This window comes from Pseudomonas marginalis, from assembly GCF_008692035.1.
GTDB classification, from domain to species: domain Bacteria; phylum Pseudomonadota; class Gammaproteobacteria; order Pseudomonadales; family Pseudomonadaceae; genus Aquipseudomonas; species Aquipseudomonas marginalis.
The window spans coordinates 3,284,927-3,300,328 of sequence record NZ_VTFG01000001.1 but is presented as its reverse complement, the minus strand read 5'-3'; the positions used below and the strand labels follow the sequence as shown (position 1 = coordinate 3,300,328).

Below are 15,402 nucleotides of genomic sequence, written 5' to 3'. Positions count from 1 at the left end.
CGAGCGGTTGCACAAGCTGTGCTACACCCATACTTCAATGGACTCATCGCTTTCGCAGCTGAGGGTCGGTATTCCCCCTCTGATAGTTCAAGCTTCGAAAAAAGCACGGCAGGCGTTCATCAAAGCAGTTGCGTCATTCAAAGCTCGGTGCTGCCCGGTTGTTGGCAGTAGGCGGTAAATGTCACTAGCCGCCTCCCTACCCACAAACACCTCCAAAGGCTTCAACTCGAAGGTAGGTATCAGATCTGCTGCCTCGTAGAGCACATCGAGCCAAAAAACGTTCTGAGGTGAATCACTGCAAAGCACCTGGCCTGAAAACAGCTGATTCATATTTCTCGCCACAGCCACTGGGGTATCACCTTCCTGATGTAACTGATCTTGAGTGAGACCGTGCATGTCTTGTGCATCAAACGACCAGTGCGTCCAATAACGGGCCGGCTTGATCAGCGAGTTGAAGGAGGTCTCAGCCGACACGACGGCTACCTCGATAGGATAACTGTCAGGAGCTATTCCAGAGGCTTCAAAATCAATAAAAAAAGAAGGTCGTTCCACCTTACGGCTCCTGCTTGAGGTTGCGATTTTCAGCGGCAACACCGACTGCTTGTATGCTTCCGCCGCCATCGCTCGAACCAGCCGTTCTAGCTGTTAGCAGCCTGTGCAAGTCGATGGGTTTGCAGATGCTGCATCTCACGCTCCCATTCAGTCAGGAATTTATCCCAGTCTGCGGCGTAGGGCCCATCAGTAACACTGGTTGATCCGATGCTCGCTTGCAGAAAGCGTTCTCGCCAGGGCTGCGGAATAGTCTGCTCCAAGATGATGTCGATTCCCGAGTTATGGCGCATCACCGAGACAGAGTTACGAACCTCAATGAGTTCGAGTGGCTTATCGCTACAGGGGTAGTCGTTTCGCTCTTGGTCATCGAGATCATTGAGGATGGTAAGGAGCTCGGATGCTGTGGGATCACCAGGACGGAGGCTTGCAAGCGCCCACAGAACTCTTCGCCTAGTTCTCTCACGCTCGCGGAGTAAATCGCAGGTCATTTCACCCTCCTTTTACAACGCTGGCGATAGTTATAGCGTGCCGCCTTAGGCGGATGGCTGGCGTGAACCGAGCCACGGCAAACCGCGTCTCGGCCCTTCGGGCGCTCATCCTGCACGCCTGCGCGCTCCGCTTGCTAACGCGCAACGCACCGGCATTCTGACTGTGTTCAATTTTCAGCGAAATTGTGGGGCAAACATTTCGCTTTTACCGTCAGCCGCGAACATTACTCCTTATGAAACTTGCTGAAGCGACTCGACAGCGTGGAAGGGGCGATAACTTCCCACGATTCCGGCCTTGAGGTGGCACTGAAAATTACCCAGGCACGCCAAAGGAAAAACAGCGCAACCAACCCTGCTTCAACTATCGTAACCACTGTAGCGTTATACATATAGCTTTGATCTTGTCCGAATAAGAAGATCAGTGCGAATAGAGATGGAAACCAACCGATGAGAAATACGATACAGAAGGCGAGAGCGGCGGCGCCCGCCAAAATCATTGGCACCATAAGCCTAAAGGAAGTAGCGAACATTTTCTCGCCACTTTCTTTTTGAACACCATAAATCACACCAATGTTTTTTTCTTTTTTACTACTGTTCTTGAACATCCCATAAAATGTCACATTTTGGCCAACCTCTAATTCTTCGTAAATTTTATTGGTCAGTGTCAAATTAGGAATTACCGCCCCATCAATACTGACCTTGGCTTTATAGCCACCATTCATGGGCATAACAGATCGGACATAGTCGAGCTTTCCGGAAACTTTTACGCAATCAAACTTCATTACAACGTTTACCTTGTATTCACGTAATAGAGTTCTGGGGCAGTTGCAATCTACAGTTTCCCCAAAATGTAAACATGTCCCGGTAGCAGGGAGGCGCGTCCGAATACCCTGCTGTGGGGAGCCTCTGGCGTTACCCTGCGGGTCGCCGGTGCATAGGTGATATCAACCAGCAATACCCGAGGCTGAATATATTAGATGGAATGGGTTTTAGCAATGTGGCCTTATCCTCGCATTTGGAGATTCCAATGCTTGCTAGGGACTCACTTGCCGCTGTCCTACGCGTTCTCAGACGTGCACGTGATCTGAAAGCAGAGGATTTTTCGACTGGCATCGACCCCACACACGTGAACAACCTTGAAAACGGTAAAGTCAGCGTATCGCTTGAAACGCTCGAATCCGTAGCAAAGATCCTTGACCTCAGAACTATCTCGTTGCTGGTACTCGCAACAAGTCTTCGCGAAAAAATATCGCCTCATGAGTTACTGGCCGAAGTAAAAACGGAAGTACGCGAGTTTTCTTCGCCACGATTCTTGGCCGATTTCGCAAGCCAAATAGAAAATGGCGAGCTGGTACGCAGACCGTCGGGAGCTCAGGTTTCCCAGAAAAAATTGGCTGCAGTACGAGAGTGCAAGGTTGCGGGTATGACTCAGCGTGAGACAGTGATCAAGCTCGGTTTACCTGCCTCCACTGTGCAGCGTTACTGGCACAAGGAATAGTTTTCTCATTACAGTGCTGTCGGTATGCTCAAAGGCTCTGCACTGCCCATCCAGACCACTGACCAAAGCGTTCTGATATCGTTGGGGCAACAATCCATTGGTTCTACGTCATAAGCCGCCAATATCAACAATGGATGGAAAGCGCTGCGTACCAGCCTGCGAGAGTATTCGATTATGCATGTCAGGCTAATCAGACACGGAGAAAGCGCGGCCAACGCAGGCGAACCTAGCCTCGATCATGCGAGCATCCCTCTTACCCCAAAGGGGATCGAGCAAGCGCGCCAAGTAGCCGGGTCATTCGTCCAGGCCCCAGATCTGATTGTTGCCTCTCCGTTTTCCCGAGCTCAAACAACGGCGATGCAGACAGTCGCTGCTTTCCCCTCAGCGCCGTTCGAAATATGGCCCATCCACGAGTTCACCTACCTTGAACCTGCACGGTGTATCAACACGACCGTTGCCCAGAGACGAGATTGGGTGGAGGGATACTGGGCCAAGTCAGATCCCGCGTTCACGGACGGGGAAGGCGCAGAGTCATTCCTGGGCTTTGTATCTAGAGCTAGGTCATTCCTAGATCGACTTGCAGAGCATCCCGCTTATGACATTGCCGTGTTCTCACATGGGCAATTCATCAATGCGGTGGCTTGGCTGATTGAATGCAAGCCACAGAAGATTGATGGTCAAGCTATGGCCGAATGGCGGGAGTACGAGATCACCAACCACGTGCCTAACGGCTGTGGCTACACGCTAACCAAGTACCCAGAAGACGCTGGCTGGAACATAAATCCTGGAGAGGCGCGAATTGACGTAACTCAATGCGTGTCTGGCAGAGCCTACCAAGCACTTCGCGATCCCGGGCGGTTGCTCATTGAACAGCGTGCCGAAGCACTCTCAGCTGCGGGCTATCCGCCGCCAGATGATGATCCGGCTATGTACGCTGAGCAAAGGCTGAAGGAGGCCAGAACGGCAGCTCGTTCATCCCAGGTAGGTAGCGTTAGCGGAAACACTTCGGCGCAGCTCTCAGCGAGAGAGATATGCCAGGTGCTAAGGGAGGCGATTTTCGGTCGAAGCGTCATGAGTAAGGTTGGTCAGCAGTCATGGGCCCACATCTATTCCGGCCATTTCCAAGTCGATGTCGATGGATGGCGAATATCGATTTACAGCGACTGCGATCAGCTCGACTACTGCGAGCAATGCGTCAGTCCTGATGGGCGGCGGTGGTCGTTTGACTCGGGGGATCGCTTTGGCACTGATCCAATAGCACTGTTAAGCACATGGGAACACCGAACACTTGAGCGGATGTTGAAAGAGTTGTAAGTCCGAATTGCCGTTTCGTCGCGTGTCCCAAGAGGAACGGCTGTCGTGAACCAAGCATTGTCGTAAACGCCAGCGTCTTGGCCCTCCGGGCTTCCATCCTCACGCCTTCGGCTCTCGCCTGCGCGCTCCGCTTGCCTTGATCATTCTTGAGTGGATAACGCGATGCTTTCGCTCCTGCTATTCTGCCGACTCTGACCATGGAGGTGATCTAGTGCAGAATGAATATTCGCTATCAGATGTGCTGGAAAGGATGTACGAAAACCAGCTCGCCCTAGAGGCAGCCCTGATGGAGTTGACACTCCACGTCGAAGCTCACGGTCATGCAGATGTGGGGAATAATGTCCGTGGTGCCCTTGAAACCATTGGCGAAAACGTTGGCCACATCAAGCAAGGTCTAGCCCGGCTTAAAAAGCTCCCATGACCCAGCCGCTTTTTGATTTTGATCTCCAACGGGTTTCCCGCACGCACTACATCACTGGCAAGGCTGCGATCAACTTTCCGCACGCTGGAAGCGCTACAGGTGGATGGCATTTCCTGTCCTACTTCGACCGGGATTCGGACGTAGCGAAAGTGTCCTTGGCAGGTATTCATTATCCAGATACGACCGATTTCTTTGGAGACGCTGGAGTCATCGACGTAACCGACGAGCTCGCGATGCGAGGCTGGTCTGTAGAAGGTCGACAGCTTTACATGGCGGATCACTACAGAGCTGCTGCAGATATGGTTGTCAGGTGGGCTCTTGGTGACTCAGATCACTGCAATGTAGATATTTATGAGTGGTTTCCATCCCTTACCGATAAGCAAAGATTGCTCGATCTCCTGGATACTGGGAAGTCACGGCTTCAAGAGGTGGATAGGCTGGAAAAGGTGGCGCTTTGGCTCCGTACGCAGTAGGTCGATGGCGTCAGATTGGTTGGGAAGGCAGCTACGTATTACTTGCTGAATGAGAGCATGGATATGCGCAAAAAATCTCAGTCATGATTCCCTCCTCTTGATTCTTTTCGCTGTCCTATGGGCGACCGGGATAAAGACACACCTCAATCACATGTTCAACCGTGCATCCAGGACACTCCGAATAACCTAGTTTGAAATGGACATACCCAAGCTGCGTCGGACTATTCAGATACGCGGATGCCCCTTGGTAACCTCGGAGAAAACCCGTGGTTACCAAGCGAGGAATCACCAATCAGGCTCCGGCTCTGTCCCCAAATGAATCGTCATAACCAGTGCACGCCGGTAATGCAAAGGAGTCGCGTGTAACTCTAGGGACTGAAACCTATTTGCTGCACCGACCAAAGCGCTCATGCGCTCCCGAGGTACGGATATGAAGACGCCAAACCGTTTTCCGCTTGCCGTTATGGATCCAATGCCTCTAGGCACTTCAATGTCCTGAGATAGGCGCGCATCGGCATAAAGCTGGCACTCGACCTCCTGATATTTGAAGTTCTCTGGATGGACGACCTTGCCTCGCAGAGTTAGGAGCATGTGTTCATTGTAATGGCCTTCGTTTGCCCTCGAAAAATCGGGCCGCGCTAGACTGAACGACCAAGACAGATCCCAGCCTGAAAGCTTGATTTGGTAAAGAACTCGCTGCGTTTCAAGCTTCGGACGGCCTGATCGAGACTTTGGCTTCGGCTTGGCTATTCTGGCCATAGTGCCCTCGACTAAACGTATGGTCAGTTTTTGAATAGTATTCCGGCTGATTTCAAATCGTACAATTGCAGTCGTGAGTCGAGATCCGCTGGCTCGCTTCTCAAAACGGCGAATGCACTCAGCTTGGTGGTTGCGTCGATTCTCTCACTTCACGACAATGCCCCCCATCATCTATTGCACGGAATGCAGCATGGAGCGGCAGCATCAACAAGGCGTCAGCTATCAAGCTCTCCGGGCTGACCTACTCCTGAAGCAATCAAAATTCGTGAGAAGCGCCTCGGGCATTGTTGCCACATCACGCAAATCCGAATCGCTTTCAGTCTGCAGAATTTTAACTGCAATTCTGCGCATGCTACCGCCGCCTTGAAGTCAACATCGGCGAGCATCCAGTAGCCGCACACGACCATTCCCCATTCTCCACATTTCGCGAAGGCGGTAACTCTCCCCGATGGCTATCAAAAAATCTGAGCTTTATTCGTCCTTGTGGAAATCCTGCGACGAGTTGCGTGGGGGTATGGATGCGTCGCAGTACAAGGATTATGTGCTGGTACTGCTGTTTGTGAAGTATGTGTCCGACAAATACGCAGGCAAACATAACGCGATGCTTGAAGTACCGGTCGGCGGTGGCTTTGCCGACATGGTCGCTCTCAAAGGCGACAAGGAAATTGGCGACAAGCTCAACATCATCATTCGCACTCTTGCCGAGGCCAACGGCCTGACTGGCGTAATTGATGTGGCTGACTTCAACGATGCCGAGAAGCTTGGCAAAGGCAAGGAGATGGTGGATCGGCTGTCCAACCTGGTAGGCATCTTCGATTCGCCCGGTCTCAATTTCAAAGGTAACCGCGCTCAGGGTGATGACATCCTCGGCGATGCTTACGAATACCTAATGCGCCACTTCGCCACCGAGTCTGGCAAGAGCAAGGGGCAGTTCTACACCCCGGCAGAAGTCTCGCGGATTATGGCTAAGGTCATTGGCATTAGCGCAGCCACCGACAGCACCCAGACTATTTATGACCCGGCATGCGGTTCTGGTTCGCTATTGCTGAAAGCCCACGACGAAGCCAAGCACGCCACCAATCTCGATCTGAGTATCTACGGCCAGGAAATGGACAACGCCACCAGCGCCTTGGCCAAGATGAACATGATCTTGCATAGCTGCGAGACGGCCACCATCTGGAAGGACAACAGCCTCTCAGCGCCTTACTTTACCGAGGCCCATGGCCCGTTCAAAGGACAGCTCAAGCGTTTTGACTTTGTCGTCGCCAACCCACCGTTCTCAACCAAAGCCTGGAGTAACGGCTTCAATCCGGCTGAAGATCAGTTTGAGCGCTTCAGCTTTGGTATCCCGCCCGAGAAAAATGGTGACTACGCCTTCTTGTTGCACATCCTTACCTCGCTCAAGCACTCCGGCAAAGGTGCAGTGATTCTGCCCCATGGCGTATTGTTCCGTGGCGGTGCAGAAGGCGCTATTCGCCAGCGCATCCTCCAGCAGGGCTTTATCAAGGGCATCATCGGCCTGCCGGCCAACCTGTTTTACGGCACCGGCATCCCGGCCTGCATAATCGTGTTGGATAAAGAGCACGCTCACAGCCGCAAAGGCATCTTTATGCTCGATGCCAGCAAAGGCTTTATTAAAGATGGCAACAAAAACCGACTGCGCGAGCAAGACATACACAAGATTGTCGACACCTTCACCCAGCAGCACGAAGTAGCCAAGTACGCCCGCCTGGTGCCGTTGGCCGAAATTGCTGGCAACGACTACAACCTCAACATCCCGCGCTATATCGATGCCAGCGCCGCCGAAGACTTACAAGACATCGCCGCCCACCTTCAAGGCGGCATTCCCAACCGCGACATCGATGCGTTGGCCGCCTATTGGCAGGTTATCCCAGCGGTACGTACCAGTCTGTTTACCCCCGCACGGGCTGGCTACAGCCAGCTGCAAGTGGCCATTGGCGAGATCAAACCGACCATCTTTGGCCACCCAGAGTTTACCACTTTCAACCAGACCATCACCGAGCTGTTCGAAGGCTGGAAAGCCCGCAATCGTCCGCATCTGCACGCCATCGCAATTGGTGACAAACCCAAGGCTTTGATTGACCGCCTGGCCGAAGACCTACTCACCAGCTTCGCCCAAGCCCCGTTGCTGGATGCCTACGACGTATACCAACACCTGCTCGACTACTGGGCCACGGCAATGCAGGACGATCTGTATCAGTTGGTCAGCGACGGCTGGCAGGCACTCATAGTTGATGGCCCGAATCAAGGACAACCGAACACGGACTTGTTGCCGCCAGAGCTGCTGATTAAGCGCTACTTCTCAATTGACGCAGCAGCAATCGAAAAACTGGAAGCCGTCCGCGACGCTTTTAGCCGCCAGCAGGAAGAGCTAAACGAAGAGCAAGGTGGCGAAGATGGTCTGTTAGCAGAGGGTAAAACCGACAAAGGCAAGCTCACCGCCAAAAGCGTAAAAGACCGCATCAAGGCGATCAGAAACAACTTATCTGCTGCCGATGAGCTAGCTGCCCTTGAGCGTTACCTAGCCGTACTGGAGCAAGAAGCTGCTGCTGGCAAAAAGGTCAAAGAGGCGCAAAGAGCCTTGGATATCAAAGTGGCCATGCAATATGCACAACTCAGCGAAGCAGATATCAAAACCCTAGTGATTGAAGACAAATGGCTCGCGATCTTGGCCTTGGATGTACAGACCGAACTGGATCGTGTGTCCCAAGCCTTAACTTCACGCATCCGCCAACTCGCCGAGCGCTACGCCACGCCGTTGCCGCAGCTGACTGTTGAGGTCGAGGCTCTGGCAGCGAGGGTGAGCGAGCATCTGGCCAAGATGGGCTTTGCGTTATGAGTGCGCAGGTTAGGCCGGGGTACAAATTGACTGAGATTGGAGTTATTCCGAACGAATGGAGCATAAAACGTCTCGGTGATCTGGCAATAGTCGGCGCGGGAGGAACTCCTAGCCGGGAAAAAGCTGCTTATTGGAATGGTTTGATTCCTTGGGTCACGACATCTCAAATCGACTTCAATACCATTACCTATGCCGACCAGTTTATTACAGTCGCAGGTCTTCAAAACTCCGCAGCGAAACTACTTCCAGCAGGTACTCTCCTAATGGCGCTCTACGGCCAAGGGAAGACTCGCGGGAAAGTTGGTGTTCTGGGTATTGAAGCAGCGACGAACCAAGCGTGCGCCTCAATTTTACTAACTGACGGTATCTCTCGTGAATTTGCGCTTCATTTTTTGGCAAGTCGATATGAGTCGATTCGCAACTCTAGTAATACTGGAGGTCAGGAAAACCTCAATGGTCAAATAGTTAAAGACACGCCAGTAGTTTTACCGCCGATTTCAGAACAGCGTGCCATCGCCGCCGCTCTGTCGGACATGGACGCCCTAATCACCGGCCTAGATCAACTGATCGCCAAAAAACGCGACCTCAAGCAAGCTGCCATGCAACAGCTCCTAACTGGCCAACAACGCCTGCCGGGGTTTAGTGGAGAGTGGATAGTAAAGACCATCGGTGAGTCGATAGATTTATTGTCGGGCTTTCCATTCCCGAGCGACTTATACTCTGATAGTGGGGTAAGATTACTTCGCGGCTCTAATGTTAAACGTGGGCAAACCGATTGGTCAGACGAAATAACGCAGTTTTGGCCATCCATACATCACGAGATAGCCAAATATGAGGTTAAGGTTGGGGATCTAGTAATTTCAATGGACGGATCGTTGGTAGGCAGGAGCTATGCACGAATAGTTGAAGCTGACTTGCCAGCATTGCTTCTCCAGCGAGTTGCTCGAATCCGATCAAGGAGTATTGATATTGGTTATTTGGCTCAGTTTATAGGGAGTCCTTTTTTTACAGCCCACTGTGACTCGGTGAAAACTGTGACTGCCATACCGCATATTAGTGCTGACGATATTCGCTCTTTCTCTATTCCGACTCCACCGACATTTGAAGAACAAACTGCCATCGCGACCATACTCTCCGATTTGGACAGCGAGCTTTCCACCTACGAAATACGCCGCGACAAAGCCCGACAACTCAAGCTGGGCATGATGCAGGAGCTGTTGACAGGAAGGATTCGTCTTCTATGAGCACCATTACCCCGCACTACCGCACCGTACAGCAATTATTGCAAAGCCAATCGTTCTCCATTGACGAATACCAGCGTGAGTACAAATGGGAGCGAGAAAACATTGAAGAGCTACTGGGTGACCTACGCGACAAATTTTTGAGCTGCTACCAAGAAGGCGACAAGACCAAGGAGGTCAGCAATTACGAAGACTACTTCCTCGGTTCAATTATCGTCAGCAAGCGCAATGGCAAAAGCTATCTGGTTGATGGACAGCAGCGAGTAACATCTCTGACGCTTCTGCTGATCTATCTGCACAATGCGGCCAAGATGCAAGACCTAGGGGTGATGGGAAACCTGGCGCCACTGATCTATTCCGCGCCCTTTGGGGAGCCTCTGTTCAATCTGGATATCACCGAACGACTGCCAGTAATCGAGGCTCTGTTCAACGATGTGCCTTTCAGTCCAGATGGCAGGGAAGAATCCATCCAGACCATGTACAACCGTTACCAAGACATTGAGCAAATTGACTTGGTGGGTGAGCTGAAAAATGCGCTACCGCACTTCATCTACTGGCTGATCAACAAGGTTGGTTTGATCGAGATTGCCACCGATAACGACAGCTATGCCTATGCGATTTTCGAGACTATGAATGATCGCGGCAAGCCATTGAGCCCGGTGGATATGCTCAAGGCTTATCTGCTTGCCCCGATTGAAGATGACGCACGACGCCGAAATGCCAATCAGGTTTGGAAGCGCCAGGTGCTTGATCTTATTTCGTGGGGCAATGAGTCAGAGCCGGAGCGAGATTCGGCCTGCATTAAAGCTTGGTTTCGCGCGCAATATGCCGACTCCAAACGTGAGGGCAAGGCCGGAGCAGTCGACAAGGACTGGGAGCTGATCGGCTCGGTTTTTCACCGCTGGGCACGTGATAATAAAGCCCGTTTAGGCGTTGGTTCTGAGACAGCCAGCCTTGAGTTAATCACTACTCACTTCCCATTTTTCAGTTCGGTGTACCGACAGATTCTAGATGCGAGCCATACTTACACGCCTGGGCTTGAGGCGATCTACTACAACGCCCACAATGAGTTTACTTGGCAAAATACCGTGCTATTGGCGCCCCTGCGGGTAACCGATGACAGTGACACGGTACGACGAAAATTGGCGGTAACGGCCAGCTATCTAGATATTTGGCTGATGCGCCGTACGGTCAATTACATCCGTGTGGGCTACTCAAGTACCAGTTACACGATGTGGTCTTTGTGCAAAGAGATTCGTGGGCTAAGCCTTGAGAAGCTGGTTCAGGTACTAATGGGCAAGATTGATGCTGACGATGTGACTTTTTCGGGAAGTCCAAGTCGTGGACGTCATGGCATCAATGATCTTAGATTGAATCAGTTCAGTCGACGCTATATTTACCATTTATTAGCTCGCATCACAGCATTCACCGAAATGGGTGCAGGTAAACCAGATTTATTCCCACACTATGTAGATCGCAATTCGAAAAATCCTTGTGACATCGAGCACATTTGGGCTGACAAATACAGTCGCCACTCCGAAGAGTTCGCATCTGAGCAGGAGTTTGAGGCAGCTCGCAATCATGTAGCCGGGCTCGTCCTACTTCCGGCGGATGTGAACCGCAGTTATCAGGACAATACCTTCGAGGAAAAGGCGCCACAGTATGCGCAGCAGAATTTTTATGCAGCTACGCTTACTGAGTCGGCCTACAAAAACCAACCTAAATTTGAGGCATTCCGGAAAGCCCAGCAGCTACCTTTCAAGTCTTATGCAACCTTCAACAAAATGCAGCAAATGGAAAGATGCGAACTGGTTGAAGCTCTTGCAAATCGTGTATGGGCACCTGAGAGGCTGAAGCATTATTTGCTTTAAGGCATGTTGACGATCTCGAACCTAAGGGTTGATAACCCAAGGACATTGTCGGCGGACATTTGGCGTTAGATGGATCTAATTGAGAATTATATGAATACAGTCGGCCAGATCGAGCGTAAGACCCAAGAACGCGTGGTTGCATTGTTCCAGCACACCCTTGGCTATGAGTATTTAGGTGACTGGGCGGATCGCGCCAGCAACGCCAACATCGAGCAAGAGCTGCTCCGCATCTGGCTAACCAAGCAGGGTGTAGACACCACGCTGATTACCCGGGCCTTGTTCGAGCTGACTAAGGTAGCTGCCGATGCCGGCAAGAGTCTGTATGACCGTAATAAAGCGGTGTATGAACTGCTCCGTTACGGCGTGCGAGTCAAACCTGAGGTGGGCGAAAACACCCAAACGGTTTGGTTAATCGACTGGAAAAACGCCGAGAACAACCATTTCGCACTGGCCGAGGAAGTAACGGTTAAGGGTGCAGATGCCAAGGCCAGCTCCAAGCGCCCGGATATCGTGCTGTACATCAACGGTATCGCCTTAGCCGTGCTGGAGTTGAAACGTTCACGCACGGCAGTCAATCAGGGTATTCGCCAGAACCTTGATAACCAGAAGCCTGAATTCATCCAACCGTTCTTTTCCACCATGCAGTTGGTGATGGCGGGTAATGACACTCAAGGAATGCGCTACGGAACCATCCAGACAGGAGAGAAGTATTTCCTGACTTGGAAGGAAGACAGTCCGGTTGAGAACCTCCTAGATCGGCAGCTGCAGCAGATGTGCAGCAAAAGCCGTTTATTGGAATTGATACACGACTATGTGGTGTACGACAGTGGCGTGAAAAAACTTTGCCGCCAGAATCAATATTTCGGTGTGCGTGCTGCCCAGGATTACTTGCGCCGCCGCGAGGGTGGGATCATTTGGCACACGCAAGGCAGTGGTAAGTCACTGACCATGGTCTGGCTGGCCAAGTGGATAAGGGAAAACATCCAGGACTCTCGGGTACTGATTATCACCGACCGTACCGAACTGGACGAGCAAATCGAGAAAGTCTTTACCGGGGTCAATGAGCAAATATACCGCAGCCAGAGCGGCGCTGACCTGATCGCTAAGCTGAACCAGCCGGCACCCTGGCTGTTGTGTTCGTTGGTGCATAAGTTCGGCAGCCGCGAAGAGGACGATTCGGATAACCCGGATATCAAAGGTTTCCTTGAGGAGCTGCGTAAGAGCTTGCCGGCTGATTTTCGCGCCAGGGGCGATATTTATGTGTTCGTCGATGAGTGCCACCGCACCCAGTCTGGTGAACTGCACAAGGCGATGAAGGCTATTCTGCCTAATGCGCTGTTTGTCGGTTTCACCGGCACGCCGCTGCTCAAGGCGGACAAGCAAAAGAGCATCGAGGTCTTCGGCGGCTACATCCACACCTACAAGTTTGATGAGGCCGTTAAGGATGGCGTGGTGCTCGACTTGCGCTACGAAGCCCGCGACATCGACCAAAACATCACCTCGCAGAAAAAGATCGATCAGTGGTTTGAGGCCAAAACTAAGGGTCTGAATGACCTTGCTAAAGCGCAACTGAAGCAACGTTGGGGAACCTTGCAGAAAGTGCTATCGAGCCAGTCACGGCTGGAGAAAATCGTCGCCGACATCATGCTCGACCTAGCCACCCGCGACCGCTTAGCGAATGGGCGAGGCAATGCGATGCTGGTCACTAGCAGCATCTTCGAGGCCTGCAAGTGCTACGAGCTATTTGCTAAGGCGGGCATGGCCGATACCTGCGCCATAGTCACCAGCTACAAGCCATCGCCAGCCGACATTAAGGGCGAGGCTACTGGCGAAGGGCTGACCGAGAAACTGCGTAAATACAACATCTACAACCAGATGCTGGATGGTAAAGATCCGGAAGTGTTCGAAAAAGAGGTTAAGCAGAAGTTCATCAAGGAGCCCGGGCAGATGCGTCTGCTGATCGTGGTCGATAAGCTCCTGACCGGCTTTGATGCCCCTTCAGCCACCTACCTATACATCGACAAGCAAATGCGCGACCACGGCCTGTTTCAGGCCATTTGCCGGGTCAATCGCCTCGATGGTGAAGACAAGCAATACGGCTACATCGTCGACTATAAAGATCTTTTCAAACAGCTGGAAAACTCCATCGGCGACTACACAAGCGGAGCACTGGATGGGTTCGACAAGGCAGATGTTGCAGGCCTGCTGGAAGACCGTCTCAGTAATGCCCGTGACGATCTAGAGAATGCGCGCGAGACAATCAAGGCGCTGTGCGAACTGGTTGATCGGCCAAGAGATACACCGGCTTATCTGCGCTACTTTTGCGGGACTGAATCGGGCAACCCCGAACAACTCAAGGCAAACGAGCCGCGCCGGCTAAACCTGTACAAGATGACCGCTGCCTTGATTCGCTGCTTCGCCGCTGTCGCCAACGAGCTGGAAGAGGCGGGTTATAGCGCCAAGCAAATCGCCGAGATCAAAAACGAAGTTGATCATTACAACAAGGTGCGTGACGAGGTTAAGGTTGCTAGCGGTGACTACATCGACCTCAAGGCTTATGAGCCTGACATGCGCTTTTTGATCGACACCTATATCCGTGCTGAAGAAAGCGAGATCATCTCCGCATTCAACGATTTATCGTTGATCCAGCTCATCGTCGAGCGCGGAGTTGATGCGGTAGATGCGCTGCCTCAGGGAATTCGCGGTAGCGAGGAGGCTGTCGCAGAGACCATCGAGAACAACGTGCGTAAACTGATTATCGATGAGTCGCCAATCAACCCGAAGTATTACGAGACGATGTCGTCGTTGCTGGATGCCTTGATCGCCAAGCGCAAAGAAGACGCCATCAGCTACCAGCAGTATCTACAGGAGGTTGTTGAGCTGACAAAACAGGCGAAGAACCCAAGCAGTACCAATAGCTATCCATCAACCATGAACACCGGAGCGCGTCAGGCGCTGTACGACAATTTGGATAAAAACGCCGGTCTAGCGTTGGCAGTCGATAACGCGGTGCTGGCCAACCGTCAGGATGATTGGCGCAACAATGCCTTCAAGATACGCAAGGTGCGCCTGGCTATTAAAGAGGTGCTCGATGCTGCCAGCCACGAAGCTGGAGAGCTTGCCGGCGAGTGCCAGGTAAGCGCAACTAATCAGGCCTTGGATAAACTTCTAGACTTGGTAACGAGCCAACGTGACTACTGACAGCCACAGCATCACCGTCAGCGGACTGAGCGTCGAGGTGGTGCGTAAGAACATCAAAAACCTGCATCTGGGCGTTTATCCTCCCTTGGGCCGAGTGCGCGTGGCGGCCCCATTGGCCGTCAGCGACGACGCTGTGCGCTTGGCTGTAGTGGGCAAACTCGGCTGGATCAAACGCCAGCGCGCGAAGTTTGAAGCCCAGCCACGACAATCTCAGAGACGTATGGTTAGCGGCGAAAGCCATTACTTTATGGGCCAGCGTTATCGTCTGCGTGTAGTCGAAGGCAGCATGCCTATGCGTGTCGTTTTGCGGGGCAAGGCCGCGCTGGATCTGTTCGTACGCCCGGAGACCAACACGGAGCGGCGCGAAGAACTCCTGCAAGCCTTCTACCGTGCCGAGTTGAAAAAGCTAATCCCCACGTTGCTTGATAAATGGCAGCCGATTTTGGGGGTTGAGGCGAACGCTTGGGGCATCAAGAAGATGAAAACCAAGTGGGGAACCTGCAACATCGGTGCCCGCCGTGTCTGGCTCAACCTGGAGCTGGCCAAAAAGCCGATCCAGTGCTTGGAATACATTCTCGTCCACGAACTGCTGCACCTAATTGAACGTCACCATAATGACCGTTTTCGCAGCTTGATGGATCAGTATTTGCCGCAATGGCAGGCGCATCGAGATGAGTTGAATAGGTCGTTGTTGGCTGAAGAACGCTGGGATTATTAAAATCAG

Annotated in this window: 11 protein-coding genes and 2 pseudogenes; 10 read left to right on the top strand and 3 right to left on the bottom strand. The window is 52.3% G+C overall.

Annotated features, from left to right (window positions below; translation table 11 throughout):
* Positions 1-87: 87 nt before the first annotated feature.
* From FX984_RS15405 to FX984_RS15395, 3 genes are all read right to left on the bottom strand, one after another.
* Positions 88-552, bottom strand: coding sequence for a 3'-5' exonuclease family protein (locus FX984_RS15405; protein WP_146477773.1), 465 nt, complete (start codon positions 550-552; stop codon positions 88-90).
* A gap of 86 nt (positions 553-638) precedes the next feature.
* Positions 639-1,040 (bottom strand): hypothetical protein, encoded by a 402-nt coding sequence (locus FX984_RS15400; RefSeq protein ID WP_146477775.1) that lies wholly within the window; start codon positions 1,038-1,040, stop codon positions 639-641.
* Positions 1,041-1,264: 224 nt separating this feature from the next.
* The gene (locus tag FX984_RS15395) at positions 1,265-1,822 is read right to left on the bottom strand and encodes a hypothetical protein (RefSeq protein WP_186511905.1); all 558 of its coding nucleotides are present in this window, start codon (positions 1,820-1,822) and stop codon (positions 1,265-1,267) included.
* Between the two features lie 200 nt (positions 1,823-2,022).
* On the opposite strand from FX984_RS15395, the gene FX984_RS15390 reads away from it, so the two are divergent.
* From FX984_RS15390 to FX984_RS15345, 10 genes and pseudogenes are all read left to right on the top strand, one after another.
* Entirely contained in the window at positions 2,023-2,538 is a 516-nt protein-coding gene (locus FX984_RS15390) for a helix-turn-helix domain-containing protein (RefSeq protein WP_146477779.1), read from the top strand.
* A 171-nt stretch (positions 2,539-2,709) separates the two neighbouring features.
* Positions 2,710-3,321: pseudogene (locus tag FX984_RS32745) on the top strand (histidine phosphatase family protein); the annotation flags it as partial.
* 231 nt (positions 3,322-3,552) lie between these two features.
* A pseudogene (locus tag FX984_RS33210) lies at positions 3,553-3,852 on the top strand (DUF7693 family protein); the annotation flags it as partial.
* Positions 3,853-4,063: 211 nt separating this feature from the next.
* Complete coding sequence (locus FX984_RS15380) at positions 4,064-4,273, top strand: hypothetical protein (protein WP_146477783.1); 210 nt, start codon at positions 4,064-4,066, stop codon at positions 4,271-4,273.
* Positions 4,270-4,746 (top strand): hypothetical protein, encoded by a 477-nt coding sequence (locus tag FX984_RS15375; RefSeq protein ID WP_146477784.1) that lies wholly within the window; start codon positions 4,270-4,272, stop codon positions 4,744-4,746. The genes FX984_RS15380 and FX984_RS15375 overlap by 4 nt, the downstream gene beginning before the upstream one ends.
* A 1,207-nt stretch (positions 4,747-5,953) precedes the next feature.
* Entirely contained in the window at positions 5,954-8,365 is a 2,412-nt protein-coding gene (locus FX984_RS15365; protein WP_146477788.1) for a type I restriction-modification system subunit M, read from the top strand.
* A complete protein-coding gene (locus tag FX984_RS15360) occupies positions 8,362-9,609 on the top strand; it encodes a restriction endonuclease subunit S (protein ID WP_146477790.1) in 1,248 nt (415 codons plus the stop codon). The genes FX984_RS15365 and FX984_RS15360 overlap by 4 nt, the downstream gene beginning before the upstream one ends.
* Complete coding sequence (locus FX984_RS15355) at positions 9,606-11,477, top strand: DUF262 domain-containing protein (protein WP_122487261.1); 1,872 nt, start codon at positions 9,606-9,608, stop codon at positions 11,475-11,477. The genes FX984_RS15360 and FX984_RS15355 overlap by 4 nt, the downstream gene beginning before the upstream one ends.
* 90 nt (positions 11,478-11,567) lie before the next feature.
* Positions 11,568-14,678, top strand: coding sequence for a type I restriction endonuclease subunit R (locus FX984_RS15350; protein ID WP_146477792.1), 3,111 nt, complete (start codon positions 11,568-11,570; stop codon positions 14,676-14,678).
* Positions 14,668-15,396: a M48 family metallopeptidase gene (locus tag FX984_RS15345; protein WP_146477793.1), complete on the top strand. Its 729-nt coding sequence runs from the start codon at positions 14,668-14,670 to the stop codon at positions 15,394-15,396. Before FX984_RS15350 ends, FX984_RS15345 begins: the two co-directional genes overlap by 11 nt.
* Positions 15,397-15,402 lie beyond the last annotated feature (6 nt).